General features: G+C 50.4%; 16 protein-coding genes. 9 read left to right on the forward strand and 7 right to left on the reverse strand.

Going from position 1 to position 17,206, the window contains the following annotated elements; all coding sequences use genetic code 11:
- The 5 genes from AACZ40_RS21145 to AACZ40_RS21165 all read right to left on the reverse strand — a co-directional run.
- On the reverse strand, window positions 1–758 hold a 758-nt coding region (locus AACZ40_RS21145; RefSeq protein ID WP_339675753.1), incomplete at its 3' end, for a class I SAM-dependent methyltransferase.
- Window positions 755–1,537: a DUF1365 domain-containing protein gene (locus tag AACZ40_RS21150; RefSeq protein ID WP_291174827.1), complete on the reverse strand. Its 783-nt coding sequence runs from the start codon at window positions 1,535–1,537 to the stop codon at window positions 755–757. The genes AACZ40_RS21145 and AACZ40_RS21150, both read right to left, overlap by 4 nt.
- Window positions 1,453–2,787: an FAD-dependent oxidoreductase gene (locus AACZ40_RS21155; RefSeq protein ID WP_291174830.1), complete on the reverse strand. Its 1,335-nt coding sequence runs from the start codon at window positions 2,785–2,787 to the stop codon at window positions 1,453–1,455. The genes AACZ40_RS21150 and AACZ40_RS21155 overlap by 85 nt, the downstream gene beginning before the upstream one ends.
- The gene (locus AACZ40_RS21160; protein ID WP_291174833.1) at window positions 2,784–3,200 is read right to left on the reverse strand and encodes a DUF393 domain-containing protein; all 417 of its coding nucleotides are present in this window, start codon (window positions 3,198–3,200) and stop codon (window positions 2,784–2,786) included. The genes AACZ40_RS21155 and AACZ40_RS21160 overlap by 4 nt, the downstream gene beginning before the upstream one ends.
- A 33-nt stretch (window positions 3,201–3,233) precedes the next feature.
- Window positions 3,234–4,178, reverse strand: coding sequence for a sigma-70 family RNA polymerase sigma factor (locus AACZ40_RS21165; RefSeq protein ID WP_291174836.1), 945 nt, complete (start codon window positions 4,176–4,178; stop codon window positions 3,234–3,236).
- A gap of 245 nt (window positions 4,179–4,423) precedes the next feature.
- On the opposite strand from AACZ40_RS21165, the gene AACZ40_RS21170 reads away from it, so the two are divergent.
- Together AACZ40_RS21170 and AACZ40_RS21175 are read left to right on the forward strand one after the other, a co-directional pair.
- Entirely contained in the window at window positions 4,424–5,302 is an 879-nt protein-coding gene (locus tag AACZ40_RS21170; RefSeq protein WP_291174839.1) for a helix-turn-helix domain-containing protein, read from the forward strand.
- A 216-nt stretch (window positions 5,303–5,518) separates the two neighbouring features.
- On the forward strand, window positions 5,519–5,971 hold the full coding sequence (locus AACZ40_RS21175) for a VOC family protein (RefSeq protein ID WP_291174841.1): 453 nt from the start codon (window positions 5,519–5,521) through the stop codon (window positions 5,969–5,971).
- A gap of 5 nt (window positions 5,972–5,976) precedes the next feature.
- On the opposite strand, the gene AACZ40_RS21180 is transcribed toward AACZ40_RS21175, so the two are convergent.
- Window positions 5,977–6,342: a cupin domain-containing protein gene (locus AACZ40_RS21180; RefSeq protein ID WP_291174844.1), complete on the reverse strand. Its 366-nt coding sequence runs from the start codon at window positions 6,340–6,342 to the stop codon at window positions 5,977–5,979.
- Window positions 6,343–6,511: 169 nt separating this feature from the next.
- On the opposite strand from AACZ40_RS21180, the gene AACZ40_RS21185 reads away from it, so the two are divergent.
- Window positions 6,512–7,162: an FMN-binding negative transcriptional regulator gene (locus tag AACZ40_RS21185; protein WP_291174847.1), complete on the forward strand. Its 651-nt coding sequence runs from the start codon at window positions 6,512–6,514 to the stop codon at window positions 7,160–7,162.
- Here AACZ40_RS21185 and rny read toward each other — a convergent pair.
- A complete protein-coding gene (rny, locus tag AACZ40_RS21190) occupies window positions 7,159–8,706 on the reverse strand; it encodes a ribonuclease Y (protein ID WP_291174850.1) in 1,548 nt (515 codons plus the stop codon). The genes AACZ40_RS21185 and rny overlap by 4 nt on opposite strands.
- Window positions 8,707–9,697: 991 nt before the next feature.
- Between rny and tilS the strand changes: the two genes are divergently transcribed.
- The 6 genes from tilS to AACZ40_RS21220 all read left to right on the forward strand — a co-directional run.
- Entirely contained in the window at window positions 9,698–10,762 is a 1,065-nt protein-coding gene (gene tilS, locus AACZ40_RS21195; RefSeq protein WP_291174853.1) for a tRNA lysidine(34) synthetase TilS, read from the forward strand.
- A gap of 282 nt (window positions 10,763–11,044) precedes the next feature.
- Window positions 11,045–12,610, forward strand: a complete 1,566-nt coding sequence (locus tag AACZ40_RS21200) for an MFS transporter (RefSeq protein ID WP_291174856.1) — start codon at window positions 11,045–11,047, stop codon at window positions 12,608–12,610.
- 236 nt (window positions 12,611–12,846) lie between these two features.
- Window positions 12,847–14,076 (forward strand): threonine synthase, encoded by a 1,230-nt coding sequence (locus AACZ40_RS21205; RefSeq protein WP_291174858.1) that lies wholly within the window; start codon window positions 12,847–12,849, stop codon window positions 14,074–14,076.
- A 42-nt stretch (window positions 14,077–14,118) separates the two neighbouring features.
- Window positions 14,119–15,069 (forward strand): hydroxyacid dehydrogenase, encoded by a 951-nt coding sequence (locus AACZ40_RS21210; RefSeq protein WP_291174861.1) that lies wholly within the window; start codon window positions 14,119–14,121, stop codon window positions 15,067–15,069.
- A gap of 18 nt (window positions 15,070–15,087) precedes the next feature.
- A complete protein-coding gene (locus AACZ40_RS21215) occupies window positions 15,088–16,485 on the forward strand; it encodes an MFS transporter (RefSeq protein ID WP_291174864.1) in 1,398 nt (465 codons plus the stop codon).
- Window positions 16,486–16,649: 164 nt separating this feature from the next.
- On the forward strand, window positions 16,650–17,206 hold a 557-nt coding region (locus AACZ40_RS21220; protein ID WP_339675760.1), incomplete at its 3' end, for a sulfite exporter TauE/SafE family protein.

Here is a 17,206-nt window from a genome sequence, read left to right on the forward strand (position 1 = left end):
GTCAACAACAGATGCACTTTACCCGACAGTCCTGCCGCATCGATACGCTCTGCTGCCAGATGATACTGTTCACGAGAAATCGTGGTGGTCGTCACACGACAGCCATAATTCTGAGCTGCATGCAACGCTAGTCCTCCCCAGCCCGTCCCGATTTCCAGCAGATGATCCTCCGGCTGCAGGTTGAGATGACGACAAACCCGGTCCAGTTTTGCCAGCGAGGCCTCCTGCATTGTTGCATCAGGGTGTTCAAAAACACCACAGGAGTAACTCATTGTCTCGTCAAGAAAAATCCGGTAGAAGTCATTTCCCAGGTCGTAATGCTCATGAATATTTTGAGCAGCCCCGATCCGCGTATTCCGCCTGATCCAGTGTCCCAGCCGGGCGGCTAACTGACGAAAGCGGGCCAGTCCCCGGTCGAACTGATCAGTCACTTCCAGGTTCCGGATAAAGATCTGTACCAGTGCCGTCAGATCGTCAGTGGACCAGTCTCCATCGATTAAAGACTGCGCAATTCCCAGACCGCCCCCCTGAACGGCAGCCCGAAAGAAGCGGGGGTGATAAACCACAACTTCTACCCGTAAATCAGCCGCAGCATTTCCCAGAAGAGTAACCTGCGTCCCTTCCCTCAACGTAATCTGACCGTGGACCAGCCCGCGCAGTTTCTTTAACAATAACTGGCGACAGACTGAATTCAACATTCCGATACGGGCAGGTGAACCTGTCTTCTGCTGTTCTGCCTGATGATTTTGTAACATCATGGTGTCCTTGCGCTTTTACTTTGTCCTGAAGACTTACTCTGTTTCGGATGCGGATAAAAGGGCACCCGTTTCAACCATAATCTCAGCGCCTGCCAGTAAATGGCGGCAAATACATACCACGTCATGAAAGGATAGAAAAACAGGCAACGCAGCAGGTTTTTTGTGGTGATCTCCCGTCGCTGCAGGCTCATCGTGACATCAAACATACATTGTCGACTCTGATAATTTTCAATGTGGACAGTCAATCTTTCTTCCGGAACTGTCAACTGCCACAAGTATTGCATCTCCATGGGGAGAAACGGGGAGACATGAAACTCTTTATTTGTGAACTGCTTCTCCAGGGGATTGTCAAACTGCTCCTGACCGATGACATAGATGTGCCGCTCTCCCCAGGGAGTGTTATTCACCTCAGCTACAACTGTTTGCAGCTTTTCATTCTGTTGATCAAAGCAGAAGTAAAATGAAACCGGATTCATCACAAATCCAAAATATCTCAAATGTGTTAACAGTCGAATTGCCCCTTCAGGTCGGGGGCGACCTGACTGAGTCACAAAGTCTCTCACAGATTCATCAAGAGGTACCCGCGGATCGCCGAGATGGTCTTCTCGACGGAAACGGGCTAATGCCATGCGCTGCGCGGACCAGCAAAAACGACCTTTGAAAACGGAGCCGAGTTCAGCCAGATCCAGATACATCAGGAAGATTCTGTTGCGAAAGCTGTGCTCGACGGGAGCATGGCGTCTGTGCCGAACCCAGCCTGTATAGATACCACTTTCCATAGATCTGTAATTCCCATTAATTCACGACAGACAGCCATGGCACTGTTCACGCCATCTTCGTGGAAACCATTTCCCCAGTATGCACCACAAAACGATGTGGAATTCTGATTGATCACTTCAGTCTGCCTCTGCTGCGCTGCCGCCCGTTCACTGGTAAAGATGGGATGCGCATATTCGATTTCGCGAATCACCTGCGCGGGATCAACCCGATCCTGACCGTTCAGAGTCACACAAAAAACCTGCTGCGACTGAATTCCCTGCAGCAGGTTCATCTGATAAGTGACGGTTGCTTTCCGGTTTTCTCCGCGAGGCATAAAGTAATTCCAACAGGCCCAGGCGCGTGGCGAGACAGGCAGCACTGATCGATCCGTATGTAGTTGAGCGATATTTTTCTCGTAGGGAAAAGCAGACAGAAGTTCCCGTTCAACTGGCGATGCCTGATTTCCTAATATGCGTAACGCCTGATCGCTATGGCAGGCAAAGATCACATGGTCAAACCGTTCGATCAATCCATCCCGCAGATAGACTTCGACCTGACTCTCACTGCGTGTCACAGAATTAACAGGTGAATTTAATCGAATGGAATTCGCAAACCCGGCCGTCAGTGATTTGACATACTGTTTCGAGCCACCACAGATGACACGCCATTCAGGTCGATTGCGAATCGCCAGAATGCCATGGTTCAGATAAAATTCGACGATGAACCGGACAGGGAAATTTTCAAACGTCCCGACCGGACAGGACCAGATTGCCGATCCCATAGGCAGAAAGTATTGATCAATAAATTCTGGAGAGTATTTATTGGCTGCTAAATACTCTCCCACGGTCAGTTGATCTGCATCAGACTGTAATAATTCGACAGACTGGCGATTAAACCGGAGAATATCGGCCAGCAAGCGATAAAACCGGGGGTTGATCAGATTTCGGCGCTGCGAAAAAAAACCATTCAAGTCAGCGCCACGATATTCCAGCCCCGATCGATCACACTTCATACTGAAGCTCATGGCAGTCGGTTGAGACTTGACCTCCAGTTCATTCAACATTCGGGTAAAGTGGGGATAAGTCTGATTGTTGAAGACAATAAACCCCGTATCGATTGCGTATTCCTTTCCCTCAATTTCGACATCAATCGTATTTGTATGACCGCCCACATACTGATTGGCTTCAAACAACGTGATCTCATGCTGGCGATGTAGAAAATACGCAGCAGTCAACCCCGAAATACCACCACCAATAATGGCAATCTTCATGAACGTGCCTCGGACTTCTGAGAAGAGATACTGCAACTTGAGTCATCACTCTGACATCGCCCCGTCAGGCTCAATCTTTTCTTCGCGAAGACGCCGTAAAGATAATCTAGACCCTGTGAAATACCGGGTAGGCGCGAGGGCCAGACAAGAAAACGAAACCCGACAGCCGCATAGAGACGCCGAAAGACTTCGACACCCGTAACCCAGGTGTCGTCTGGCAGCCTGGCATGCATTTCCTGCATGAACTCCTGCTGCGTTTTGCCATATTCTTCTGCTTTAAAACCGGGGCTGGAGATATCAGTGAATAGAATCCTGCAGTGACGGTCGAGACGCTTCAACATCCTGACTTCCCGCAAACAGAGAGGGCACGCTCCGTCATAGAATGCTTCCAGTTCATAACATGTATTTCGCATCCGGCTTTTCCTCAGAATTAGAGTTGAATGAACTTAATCGCAGACCAGTTCACGAATCAGATCCAGACGACTCCCCTCTGCGATGACTTTGAGCTTGGCGACTGCCCGCTGTTCCAGTTGTCTCACTCGCTCTTTGGAAATACCCAGTTGATCAGCCAGTTTCTGAAAAGTCAGAGTCTTGCGATGCTTGCCCAGAGCAAACCGGCTTTTCACAATCAACTGCTCGCGTTCGTCCAGAGTATCAATCGATTCATTCAGCAATTCCGAGAGCTCATCCCAGGTTTCAGTTCCCATCAGGGGATTTTTTACGGCCCCTGTTTCTTCCATGGAGCGTTCCGGAGGCAGTTGCTTATACTGTGCACGTTCTTTTCTGCGATTCGCAATTTTTCGATAGGCATAATTTGATACCGCATGATAGGCGTACGTGCTGAATCGAAATCCCCGTGAATAATCGAACTTGTCAATCGCTTTTAATAACGTCAGACAGCCATCACTAAACAGCTCGTCAAAAGAGACACCAGCAGTCATGCATTTTTTTACGATCGAGACGACCAGCCGCATATTGCGACTCAGTATTTCATCTCGCGCCAGTTGAGCCTGATGCAAGAGCTGTTCAATCTGGTTGAGCTGATCCTCAGTGACCCACTCGGGATCTAACTGCGACCGATACCGATTCGCTTTATATTTCAGATAATTAAAACAGCGAAACAGTCTTTGCTCCTCTTCAGCAGAAAGCACTTCGGCTCGACACAGTCGTGAAATTGTTGTCGAGGAACCAGAAGCAGAGCTCACCCGTGAAGAATCCAGATAAGATTCCGGGGAGCGAGACGCCATTCCATTCAGAATTTCCGATTCTGCAGCAGCATCTCCGAAACAGGGATTGGAAATAAACTCAATCTCCTGATCCAGCAGCTTGCGGGCTCGCAAGGCTAACGAATCAATACTACAAATATCATCTTCTTTTGAACATACGATCATGTTTTTCTTCCAACACAAGAGAAATCGTCATTACGTTCTTTTCAAACTATATGCATTCTCTCGATGGAAAACAACACAAAATTCGTTCATAACGTTCATTTTGGGATATCTCGTTCTATCTCCAGCAACAACAAATACTTATAAATGTAACTCTTGTCAGATCCCTGTGTGTAAACTAAGATTTGAGTATCCAATTAAATAAACATGTGTCAAAACGACCATATCGTTCAAACGAAGATGGTAAAATGAGCGAATTTTTAACTCCGAAACAGGTATCCCGGGCGATCCAGGTCAGTGAATCGTCGGTCAAACGCTGGTGTGACAAGGGAATCATTCCCACACAGTACACCGCAGGAGGCCATCGCCGGATTGCACTCTCAGAACTGGTCGAATTCCTCAGATCCAGTAAATACCAGTTGGTTCGACCGGAAGTGCTGGGCCTTCCCGCAACGACCGGGCAGACGGTCTGGGTCATTGACCGAGCGGCCGCCCATCTGACTGAGGCACTCCTCAGCGGAGATGAGGAACAGTGTCGTCAAATCATTCTCGATCTCTATCTGGCAGAGCATTGCATCAGTTCGATCTGTGATCTGGTTTTCGCAAGAGCGTTCAGCGATATCGGTGATCGCTGGCAATGTGGCGAAGCAGAGGTCTTCCAGGAACGGCATGGCTGTGAAGTTTCCTTACGGGTACTTCATGAATTGCGGATATTAATCCCCCCGCCTCCACCAGGTGCGCCTGTAGCAATCGGCGGGACGCCTGAAGGTGACCAGTACAGCCTGCCGACCACGATGGTTGAGCTGGTATTGAGGGACTCGAAATGGAATGCCGTCTCACTGGGAACAAACCTGCCCTTCCCGACCCTGCGCGCGGCAATCCTGCAGCATCGACCACGCATCTTCTGGCTCAGTGTCAGCCATATTAAAAATGAACCGGAATTCATCCGCGAATACACAGAGCTTTACGATGAATTTGGCCTGGATGTGGCTTTCGTGGTGGGAGGCCGTGCCATGACAGAATCAATTCGTCAACAGATCCAATATGCTGCCTTCTGCGATAACGTCCGGCATCTCGAATCATTTGCGCAGACCATTAAAAATGCTACGGAAAAAAAAGCGGATTGAAAGCAGTCACTTCGATGATTTCCATACACGTAAACGGCTCCGCAAATCGCCTCCCCTAAAAGTAAGCAGTCTTCAATCGACGTCATTTTTCAATTTTCTGATACTCCCCTCGGACGCGTTATATTATAATCTGTGATTGATAGCGTTATTCAGAGTCACTCAAGAATAAGCGGTTTCCAAAATCAACTTCAGTCAACGCCGAACCGGAGATGAAAGATGGCAATCCCCCATGTCCCTGAAGGCTATCATTCCGTCACTCCCTACCTGCTCGTTGAGGGGGCAGCAGAGCTGATCCAATTTCTGGAACCCGTATTTGAAGCCACACCGGTTCTCATCTCTTACCATGATGACAAAATCGGTCACTCCGCATTGCAGATCGGTAATTCCATGCTGGAATTGGCAGACACCTGCGAGGAATGGGGACAGAATTCTGCTGCCATTCCTTTCTATGTACCAGACTTGGATGCGACCTGCCAGAAAGCGTTAGCTGCAGGCGCAACAAGTTTGCGTGAGCCCGCTGATATATTGTACGGAGAACGGGGCGCCTCGGTCAAAGACCCCTTTGGAATTCAATGGCACATTGCGACTCAGACAGAAGAACTCTCCACCGAAGAACTGCATCGCAGAGCAGAAGAGTTCAAAGCACAACAGGCTCAGCAGCAACAATAATCCACTCAGGCATCTTTGTCTGATACCGGGATATATTTATTAAACAGCTCAGCGTAGTCTTCACGGACCGGACTGAACACATCCAGCACCACAGCAGGCCCGTCAACAGCGACTGCCTGATGAGGCATGTTGGGAGGAATAATAAACATCGCACCCGCTTCGACAACCCGGACTTCGTCTCCCATCGTCAGTTCCAGCTTGCCTTTCAATAACATTCCTCCCTGCTCGTGAGGGTGATGATGCAGGGGGACGACAGCGCCTTCATCCATTTCCAGATAGGAGAGCATCAGATTTTCCCCAAATGGTGTGCGCATTTTACAGCCGGGAAGGACTTCCAGGGGCTTTACGGATTTGATATCAATGAAGGGCATGTCAGAATCACTCCTTTATTCAATAGGATAACTGCTGTTCTGAAAGTCAGATCTACTTTCAAAATAAAGAAAACGTATCGGAATTGGTAGTCTGCTGAACCTGCTCTTACCTTTCTCTGTCTTTAACGGCTGACAGTCGACTTTTAATCTATCCCTGCAGGATTATACCATGTATGTACCTTCCTCGTTCGCAGAAACAGATCTGAAAACGCTGCATCGATTTATCGAGCAGCACAGCTTTGCCACCCTGGTTACCAACGCAGATGGCTCTTGTTTTGCCAGCCATCTGCCACTGCTGCTGGACCGCTCAGAGGGAGAATTCGGGCAGTTAACCGGCCATCTGGCAAAAGCCAATCCACAGGCGGGTCAACTCCAGAGCCAAAACCTGCTGACGATCTTCCAAGGGCCGCACGCCTACATCTCCCCGACCTGGTATGAATCGGAACATACTGTTCCTACCTGGAATTATCAGGCGGTACACGTTTATGGTTCCTGCACGCTTGAGACTGATCCTGGTCAACTGAAACAGATTCTCGAACAATACGTTGACTTCTATGAATCAGTCCAGACAGTACCCTGGTCGATACCCGATGCGGACACCGACTTCATCGATTCGTTACTATCGGCAATCGTCGGTTTCAGGATACAGATAGAGCGGATCGAAGGAAAATTCAAACTCAGTCAGAACCATACCGCAGAACGCCAGCAAAAAGTCATCAAGGCACTACAACAACAGGCCGGCGAAAACCAGCGGGCGATCGCTGCCCGGATGCAGGCCAACCTCCATCAAAACGGAAACGATTCGTCGGCCCGCTCCTAACGTGCGTACTCCACGGTGCGTGCTTCCCGCATCACCGTCACGCGGATCTCTCCCGGATAGGTCAGTGTGTCCTCGATGGCTTTGGCGATATCCTTACACATCTTTGCCGCCTCACGGTCATTCACCTGATCAGAATCAACGATGACCCGGACTTCACGGCCCGCCTGAATCGCATAGGTATGATCGACTCCCGGAAAACCACAAACCAGGGTTTCCAGCTCTTCCAGACGACGCACATATTTTTCAAGCGTATCACGTCGCGCACCGGGACGAGATGCGGAGCACGCATCCGCTGCAGCCACCAGTACGGTATAGATATAGTCCGGGCGGATATCATCGTGATGCCCAGCTGCCGCATGCACCACTTCCTGCGATTCGCCATAGCGTTTCAGTAACTGCGCCCCGACAGCAGGATGGCCGCCCTCCATCTCATGGTCCGCCGCTTTGCCGATATCATGAAACAGTCCACACCGCCGGGCGATGGTGCCATCCAGCCCCAACTGCTCTGCCATCATGCCGGTGAGGGCCGAAACTTCAATGGAGTGCCTCAACACATTCTGGCTGTAACTCGTGCGGAAATGCAGTCGCCCCAGCAAGTCGATAATTTTGGGGTTCACTCCCGAGATATTCACTTCCTGGCAGGCGTTCTGGCCCATCGTCAGTATGTATTCTTCGAGTTCCTTCTGGGTTTCTTCGACGACTTCTTCAATTCGAGCGGGGTGAATTCGCCCGTCATTGACCAGTTTCTGCAACGACATTTTACCGATCTGGCGGCGAACATTATCAAACGCAGAAACGACCACCACTCCGGGGGTATCATCCACGATCACATCCACGCCGGTCGCTTTTTCAAAGGCACGAATATTACGCCCTTCCCGGCCGATAATCCGCCCTTTCATTTCTTCTTCAGGCAGCTCAACGGTAGAAACGGTTGTTTCCGCCACATGCCCGGAAGCGAAACGCTGTACCGCCATGCCAATCGTCTCGCGAGCGATTTTATCACAGGTCTGTTTCAATTCGTTCTGATGCTTCATGATCAATGCACCAGTTTCATTTTTGAGATCATTATCCAGTCGATCCAGCAGCATCCGGGAAGCGGTCTCACGGTCCAGGCCACTGATCTTGAACAGTTCTTCCTGTTGTTTCTTCAGCCCCCGTTCCAGTTCCTGTTCGCGCGCTTCGACCGCTTTGGAGCGGGAGGCAAGCTTCGACTGTGTGGTCTGAATCATTGCTTCTTTTTTGAGATAATCAGCCTGCTGGTCTTCCAGAGCATTCTCGCGTTTGCTGAGTTTTTTCTCGACAGACCAGAGTTCTTCGCGCTGCTTGTTGATTTCTTCTTCCAGCGCTTCGCGACGCTTGAGCAACTCTTCTTTGACTTCCAGCTTCTGGCTTTTCAGCAGATTTTCCGAGTCGAGCTCAGCCTGTTTCAGAATCTGAGCATATGACTGGTAGGCAGATCCGCGACGGATCCGGTCAATGAAATATCCAATAATGACCCCGACAATGAACGCCAGGGTCGCTCCGACAGCGACTTCGGTTAACATATCTCAGGTGCTTCCTATGCGCCTATAGTGAAAGTCCCTTTCCTGCCAGATACCATTTGGCGTTAGTATGTGACAGAGACAAAATTGCATCTCCCTGATTTCACCTGTAATCGGTGCTGATCAGATCAATGCAAATCATGTTGTCAGGAATTTCATGAGAATGACAGGAGCGTCAGAGAGTCCCACAATTTGTCATGCCAGATAATAGAAATGAATTCAAAGGCATGCCGAAATCTCAAGCAGTCCAGAAAAAAGATCGTTCGCTCTCAACAAACAGTATGGCCCGTGCTTTTCCTGCTTAACGACGCTTAAAGCACCATCGGTCAGAGCGCACCTTGACTGGCACACGTAACCGCTGTTCTATCCCCAGACAAGACAAGACTCGACGCATCATTTCACTCACTTCTGTCTGCTGAGTCAGAGACTCAACCTGTGGATAGAAATCTCTCGCAGAGCGGGTCGATTTCTGTGGATGCATCAGCGTCGGCAATACGCGGACTGCTCTCGTGAGCAGGGCGTAAATTGCTAGAATTGTCTCATTGAGAATACCAAACATTGTTGATTCTCCAACTCAACTAAAACCGGGACTACGTTAGAAACTCTTAAATCACAAAGAGTACTCCACTTGAAGTCAAGTGTGATTACCCGCTTGTGACAATGCTCCCTGTCAAACTTTGAAATGCCGAAAGGAAACCTAAAAATAAATAAACAATGAAACTATTATGAAAAGCTGACTCCAGAACATCCAGAAAAAAACGACAAACATCTGCCAATTCGTCAAGTTCAATAACCATCGAATCGGGATCTGAGTGTGCGTGTAACTTGAATGACAGTGGAAACTTCTCGTAAAATTCCAATTTTATGGTAACAAGACATTTCCAGTTTCGATAGTATATAGTCAGAAATATTGTCCGAAAGTCCAATCTCGAACCGACACCTGCGGGGTGCCCCGCTTCCGGCTCCAACCCGCTTTGCAGAATTCCCGTTTCCGATGAATCAGTTTATCCAGGCAGTGAAACGCGGATTAATTACCTGCCGGATACGAATTCAGAATGCTCCAGACTCTGCCTCGAACAGTCATCCCGGGCATCATTTCCCTCCGCAACGCCTGCTGCTTGCAGTGTCCGGGGGAGCAGACAGCATGGCATTGTTACGCGCCCTGGAGTGTCTGGCCCGGTCATCAGAAACCCTGGTCTCCCCCAAAGAACTGGTGGTAGCCCACTTGAATCATGGCCTGCGAGGGACCGCCTCTGACAGGGATGCTGAGTGGTTGAAGCAGGAATGCCAGCGACTCTCAATCCCCTGTATCACCGAGAAACAGGAATTGAACCAGGGACCGGATACCGGCCTGGAAGAGCAGTGTCGCAAAGCGCGTTATGATTTTCTCACCCGGGTCGCCACAGCAGAACAGTGCTCACAAATTGCGGTCGCGCATACCCTGGACGATCAGGCAGAAACCGTTTTGCATCACATAGTTCGCGGAACGGGAATCACAGGCTTGAGTGGAATTCCACAAACCAGAGCGTTACAGCAGGGCCTGCATCTGATTCGCCCCCTGTTGCAGATCAGCCGCGAAGAAGTACTTGTATTTCTGAACGCATGTGGTCAGGAATTCCGGCAAGATGCAAGCAATTCAGATACCAGCTTCACCCGCAACCGGATACGGCATCAAGTGTTGCCTTTATTAAAAAAGGAATTCAATCCTAACGTCGTACAGTCTCTCCAGCGTCTGTCACTTCAGGCTGAAGAAGTGACCGGCGTCTTCAATTCCCAGGTCGACCAGCTCCTCACTGCAGCCACCCTGGATCGAAACCAGGAAACCTGGCGGCTGGACTGCCTGGTCTTGAACGACAGTTCCGATTACCTTGTCCGCCAGACTTTCCTGAAAATCTGGCGGGAAATGAACTGGTCCCGCAAACGGATGGGCTTTGATCACTGGCAGCGGTTACTGGAGCTTACCCAGACTGGCCAGAAGTTAAACCTGCCCGATCAGATTGAAGCGGAACGCCGAGATCGACTGCTGATTTTACGCAAACAAAATAGCGATCAGCGGTGATGCGCAGGGAATCTGATAAACATTCACATTCCTGCATACGTATTGTGGAAATCTCGATCCGGGTTGGTTAGAATCTGGCGTTGCTGATAACTGTCTGTTCATTGATTGATTTTCATTCCGATTTACAGTCACTGTCATTGTAAGCTACTGTCGTGTAATCAAGACCATTCAAAGTATCCATTCCTGATCCGCATTCGATCGATCTGCCTTTGAATTATCAACTCTTGCAGAACACGTTGCACCTGAATCACTCGCCCTCATTCATTCAAAGAAGTCGCAACTATGAACAACAATAAACCACTGTTTATTGCGAGTTTTATGACGCTCATCGCCGCCGGCGTGGGATTTGCCATTCGTGGAGGTATCCTGGGAGACTGGGGAGCCCAATACGGTTTCACCAAATTCGAACTGGGAACGATCACCGGGGGTGGACTGGTTGGTTTCGGCATCGTGATTCTGCTGGCCAGCTTGATTACAGACAATGTCGGCTATAAACCGATCCTGTTACTGGCCTTCATTCTGCATGTGTTATCTGCTTTGATCACATTTGCAGCTACTCCCGTTTTTGAAGCCGCCGGAAAAGATGCGACTTACTGGTGCCTGTATGTCGGCATGTTCATGTTCGCTGTCGCCAATGGCTTGTGTGAAGCGGTGATCAACCCCCTGGTGGCAACACTCTACCCCCACAAGAAAACTCACTACCTCAACATTCTGCATGCTGGCTGGCCCGGCGGATTGATTATAGGTGGAATCATCGCCGCCATTTATGCCAACATGAAAGAAACCACAGAGTGGCTCCGGTGGGAAATTCCTATGGCCGTCTTTCTGGTCCCGACTCTTATTTATGGTTTCATTGTCATCAAGCAGAAATTCCCACTCTCTGAAGCGAAGTCAGCTGGTGTCAGCTTTGGGCAGATGTTAATGACCTTTGCCAGTCCGTTGCTGATCTTCCTGCTCGTATTACAGGCGTGTGTCGGGTATGTAGAGTTGGGTACCGACAGCTGGATTGCCAGTATTACTGAATCCATCCTGGAAGGACAGGGCCCCGGCCAGGGGCTTTATCTCTTCATCTATGCGTCTTCAATCATGTTTGTCCTGCGGTTCTTTGCCGGCCCGATCGTGGAAAAAATCAATCCCCTCGGTCTGCTCTGTATCAGCGCCTGCTTTGGTGCTGTGGGACTCTACATGATTGGAACGTTTGAAGCAGCTATACTCATCTGGCTGGCTATGACCGTTTACAGTCTGGGAAAAACTTTCCTCTGGCCGACCATGCTGGGTGTGGTCGGGGAGCGGTTCCCTAAAGGGGGAGCTCTGACGATGGGTGCCATGGGAGGTATCGGAATGTTATCTGCCGGACTGCTGGGAGGACCGGGTATTGGCTATAACCAGGATTACTATGCAACTCAAAAACTGGAGCAACTCTCACCACAGGCCTACGAGCGTTATGCCGTTGCAGACAAAAGTTCCTTCCTGTTCCTGCCAGAGATCAAAGGTCTCGATGGTTCGAAAGTCAGTGTCCTCAAAAATGATGGCAAGGATCTGACAGAAGCAGTCGAAGTTCTCAAGAAAGAAAATAAACAGGACGCCAGCATCTCAGCACTCAACCAGTGGTGGCAGGGAGCTGAAAAATTTGCACCGAAAGACGAACCGGATGTGAAAGAAGCCGGCATTTACGGCGGTCGCATGGCGCTGAAGTGCACGGCACTCGTTCCGCTGTTCATGGCCTTTGGTTACTTTATCCTCGTCTTATACTTCCGCTCCAAAGGTGGATACCAGGTGGAAGTACTTCATGGCAAAGAACCCGAGGGAGAACACTATACTGGCGGGGTCGAAGGACCGGTGAAATAAATAACCAGATCCCCGAAACCAGGAACGACTTCCCGCCTGCGGGTGGTCGTTCTTTCTTTTTGATTCCTGAACAGAATTGAAAAGAGTGACAGGAATCCAAACGACACGAGGAACACGAATTCGCCAGTCACAGTGGGTTGACTTTCAGGTCAATTGCTGGATAACAGAATGATGTTTTCCGAGTGAACGAGAAGTATTTTATCTTTAATTAATTATCCGACCACAGGTACGCTCCCATGGATAACCCTTTTCCCGAAACTCAAACATTTGTCACGCATCTTGAATGTGGCATGCACCATGATCGTTACGAAGCAGATCAGTTGCACGGTCTTTCCAAAGCGGGAAAACCCCTGCTGGTTAAATATGACTTGGATGCGCTCGCCCAGGCAGTCACAAAGGAAGAACTGGCATCCCGCCCGGCAACGCTCTGGCGATATCGTGAATTTCTGCCGGTGCGCAAATCTGAAAACATTGTCAGCCTGGGGGAAGTCCACACTCCCCTAATCCCCGTTCCCCGCCTGCAGGGAGGTAACGGCACGGTCTGGATTAAAGATGAGGGTCGCCTCCCCACAGGTTCCTTCAAAGCCCGCGGACTCTGCATGGCAGTCTCGATGGCCAAAGAACTGGGTGTTTCAAAAGTCGCAATGCCCACCAATGGCAATGCTGGCGCCGCGCTGGCCGCCTATGGAACCCGGGCCGGCATGAAATCCTATATCTTCTGCCCGGATGACACACCGGAAATCAACGTGCGCGAAATCGCTGCCCAGGGCGCCCAGGTCTGGCGTGTGAATGGCCTGATCAATGATTGCGGCAAAATCGTCGGCCAGGGTAAAGAACAGGTGGGCTGGTTCGACTTTTCGACTCTCAAGGAACCCTATCGCATCGAAGGAAAAAAGACGATGGGACTGGAACTGGCCGATCAGATGGGCTGGCAGGTTCCTGACGTCATTTTATACCCGACCGGTGGCGGTACGGGACTGATCGGGATGTGGAAAGCGTTTAACGAACTCAAAGCAATGGGCTGGCTGAAAGGAAAACTGCCACGCATGATCGCCGTCCAGGCATCTGGTTGTGCGCCCATAGTAAAAGCCTACGAAGCCGGCGAAGAACACGCAGAACTCTGGCAGAACGCACACACGGTGGCTGCCGGAATTCGCGTCCCGGTTGCAGTAGGCGACTTCCTGATCTTGCGAGCCGTCCGGGAAAGCAATGGTTTCGCGACTGCCGTCGATGATGAACTGATCACCGCCGCGTTGGATGAATGCTCTCAGAAGGAAGGCTTCCTGATGTGCCCCGAAGGAGCAGCCACCTACGCCGCCTACAAACAGGAACTGGTCTCAGGCAGAATCAGCCCGGATGAAAGCGCCGTGCTGTTCAACTGTGCCAGCGGCTTGAAGTATGAACTCCCACCAGCCGACCAGTCGATCGACATTCATCAGCCGATTGATTACTCTCAATTTAATTGATCAACGCTGTAGTAGTAAAACGTTATTGCAGGAAGTAGAGACATGAGCGATGTTCTGGTAACAGAGAATATTCAAGGCGTGTCCATGAATCGTCTCATCCAGGAGCACGATGTCGAGTTCGATGCCTACCTGTGGCAGAATACCGATCTGCTCAAACAGAAAATTCAAAATACCCAGGCGTTGATCGTCCGAAATCAGACGAAAGTCAACCGCGAACTGATTGATGCGGCCCCCGAGTTGAAAATCATCGCCCGCGCCGGTGTGGGCCTGGATAATGTCGACACAGATTATGCCCGCGAAAAAGGGATCGTGGTCTGTTTTACACCAGACGCCAACTCGCTCTCGGTAGCTGAACTTACCATCGGACTGATGCTGGCTTTGATGAGGAAAATTCCGGAAGCACGCCAGGATACTCTGACGGGTGGCTGGAACCGGCTTAAGTTCACCGGCACCGAACTCTATGGTAAGTCGTTCGGGTTGATCGGCATGGGACGGATAGGTTCCCTGACAGCGACTCGCGCAAAAGCTTTCGGGATGAACATCCTCGCCGCCGACCCGTTTCTGAAAGCAGATGCACCACAGCTCAAAGAGTTAAACGCCACCCTGCTCTCTCTCGATGATCTGCTGGCTGAGTCCGATGTCGTTTCCTGCCACAGCCCCCTGACACCCGATACATACAAGATGCTGACTTATCAGCATTTCAGGAAAATGAAACCGGATGCTTTTTTCATTAATACTTCGCGCGGTGAGGTCGTTGATGAGCGCGGACTGACCCAGGCCCTGCTTGAACACAAGCTGGCAGGCGCTGCCTTGGATGTGCGGGAAACAGAGCCCCCCAAACAGAGCCCCTTAAACCAGATGGAAAATGTCATCTTAACCCCTCATATCGCCGCGTTTACTGTCGAGGCTCAGGAACGGGTCGTCGATTCCGTCTGTGAAGACGTGCGCCTGGTGATGAGTGGGAAAAAAGCAGTCAATGTTTTTGAACCCTAGCCCGAGAGACACAGCCTGATGCAGAACGAACTCAAAGAAGATAAATGGTATCACGGCATTTCGCGATATCAGTGGCTCGTTTTGACCATCGCTTCCCTGGGCTGGGTCTTTGATGTTTTCGAAGGCCAGATATTCGTCGCCAGCATGAACGAAGCCATGCCTTCACTGGTCAGCCCTGACACAACCAGGGGGCAGCAGGCACTCTATAATAATATTGCACTGGGTGCATTTCTGATTGGTGGGGCGCTGGGGGGAATTGGATTTGGCGCACTGAGCGACCGGATTGGTCGCAAAAAGACGATGTCTCTGACTATTCTATTCTACTCGTTTTTCACCTGCCTGTCCGCTTTTTCCCAGGACTGGTGGCAACTGGCTGGCTTTCGCTTTCTGGTTGCACTCGGCGTGGGTGGGGAATGGGCCGTGGCGAGTACGCTGGTGGCGGAATCGTTTCCCCCTAAGGCACGCGCGCGTGTCGGCAGTATATTCCATGCATCCAGCGTGCTGGGAACCTATCTCGCCATCCTCGCGGGAGCGTTTATTATCGGTAACGAGAGTATCCAAGAGTACGCCAGAGAAGTCGGATATCCCAGCCTCCCCTGGAGAATTGGTTTTGCCTTAGGCGTAGTGCCTTCATTTCTGATTATCTGGATCCGTCGCTCCCTGAAGGAGCCGGATTCGTGGCAGCACGCCCAGGAAACCTCCCAGACCGACGCCAGTAAGTCGATGGGAACTATCCTGGATCTGTTTCTGCCTCAATACCTGAAAAGTACCTGTATTGGTGTATTACTGGCCGCGATCGGACTGGCTACATTCTGGGGTGTTCACATCTATGGCAAAAATGTTTTCCTGAATGCAGTGAAAGCAGAGTATGTCGCAGAGTTCATACAGACTCACCCCGACTCCCCAGCCGAAGCAACTGCAACTTATTTAGGTTCAATGAAAGCGCCACTGAAACAATGGGAGATGCTGGGAATGTTCCTGGCAACAACCGGAGGTGGTCTGGGACTCCTGTCGTTCGGTCCCATTTGCGAGTGGTTTGGGCGCCGCGGGGCCTTCTTTCTCTTTCACGTGGGAGGACTACTCAGCTCGTTGTTATTATTTAACGGGCTTCATAGTGTGGTGCTCATTGGTTGCTTCCTGCCGATTTTCGGCTTTTTGACACTAGGAATGCATGCGGGATATGCGATCTATTTTCCGGAACTATATCCAACCCGGTTGAGAGGAACCGGAACGGGCTTCTGCTTCAATGCCGGTCGTATCCTGGCAGCCCCCATCCTGTTTATCGGAGGCTGGATGCAGAAAGACTGGAACTATACCTTATCACAAACGGCAACAATACTGAGTATGCTGTATATCATTGGTGCGATTCTGCCCTTCTTTGCCCGGGAAACCAAAGGCACTGAGTTGATGGAATGAGCAGCTTTTTCATCGAATCCTGTTCGTCAATCGTGACAGCCTGTCCACACGACCTGGAATTCGTTATTGTTGATTGAGACCGTTTTCTCAGGTTTTCCCGCCGCGTTCACTCCGCTTGACAGAGTCATGCAGCCTGCAAGACTCATTTTGACTTGTTCACGATTATGATGTTTTCTGATCCACAGTTGTGGTGTTTTGTTCTGACTGTTGTTTTTCTGTCTGCCTTCATCCAGGGAATCATCGGGTTCGGATATGCCATCGTTGCGATGGCAATACTCCCGTTAATGCTGGATTTCCGTGAAGCCAATCTTCTCGTAGCTTTAAGCATTGTCCTGCCTGTCATCTGGATCTTCTGGGCTTATCGGAAACATTCTCATTTCCGAATCCTGCTGGGTGCCATCCTGGGGTCACTGGTCGGATTACCCCTGGGCCTGCTGACGTTTACACTGATTGACCTGGATTACCTGGTGCGTGGAACAGGACTGGTGATTCTGCTGATTGTAATCGATGGTTTTTTCCAGAAAGACGTTCCCACAGAATCCGGACCTCCCCGGACCTCTCCCCTCTGGAGTAGCTTTGCCGGTTTCTGCAGTGGCTTCCTGGCTGGATCGACCAGTATTGCCGGCCCACCGATTGTGATCTACGCCATTCGTCAACCTTGGAACCAGGACCAGTACAAAGGCTTCATCTTCGGTTTTTTTATCCTGATTTCCATTACACG

It is taken from the genome of uncultured Gimesia sp. (assembly GCF_963972345.1).
Classification (GTDB): Bacteria; Planctomycetota; Planctomycetia; order Planctomycetales; family Planctomycetaceae; genus Gimesia.

Coding starts and splice junctions, on each gene's coding strand:
- AACZ40_RS21150 (WP_291174827.1), bottom strand. CDS start 1,537: ATGGAAAGTGGTATCTATACAGGCTGGGTTCGGCACAGACGCCATGCT.
- AACZ40_RS21200 (WP_291174856.1), top strand. CDS start 11,045: ATGAACAACAATAAACCACTGTTTATTGCGAGTTTTATGACGCTCATC.
- AACZ40_RS21210 (WP_291174861.1), top strand. CDS start 14,119: ATGAGCGATGTTCTGGTAACAGAGAATATTCAAGGCGTGTCCATGAAT.
- AACZ40_RS21175 (WP_291174841.1), top strand. CDS start 5,519: ATGGCAATCCCCCATGTCCCTGAAGGCTATCATTCCGTCACTCCCTAC.
- AACZ40_RS21170 (WP_291174839.1), top strand. CDS start 4,424: ATGAGCGAATTTTTAACTCCGAAACAGGTATCCCGGGCGATCCAGGTC.
- AACZ40_RS21155 (WP_291174830.1), bottom strand. CDS start 2,787: ATGAAGATTGCCATTATTGGTGGTGGTATTTCGGGGTTGACTGCTGCG.
- tilS (WP_291174853.1), top strand. CDS start 9,698: ATGAATCAGTTTATCCAGGCAGTGAAACGCGGATTAATTACCTGCCGG.
- AACZ40_RS21185 (WP_291174847.1), top strand. CDS start 6,512: ATGTATGTACCTTCCTCGTTCGCAGAAACAGATCTGAAAACGCTGCAT.
- AACZ40_RS21215 (WP_291174864.1), top strand. CDS start 15,088: ATGCAGAACGAACTCAAAGAAGATAAATGGTATCACGGCATTTCGCGA.
- AACZ40_RS21165 (WP_291174836.1), bottom strand. CDS start 4,178: ATGATCGTATGTTCAAAAGAAGATGATATTTGTAGTATTGATTCGTTA.
- AACZ40_RS21160 (WP_291174833.1), bottom strand. CDS start 3,200: ATGCGAAATACATGTTATGAACTGGAAGCATTCTATGACGGAGCGTGC.
- AACZ40_RS21180 (WP_291174844.1), bottom strand. CDS start 6,342: ATGCCCTTCATTGATATCAAATCCGTAAAGCCCCTGGAAGTCCTTCCC.
- rny (WP_291174850.1), bottom strand. CDS start 8,706: ATGTTAACCGAAGTCGCTGTCGGAGCGACCCTGGCGTTCATTGTCGGG.
- AACZ40_RS21205 (WP_291174858.1), top strand. CDS start 12,847: ATGGATAACCCTTTTCCCGAAACTCAAACATTTGTCACGCATCTTGAA.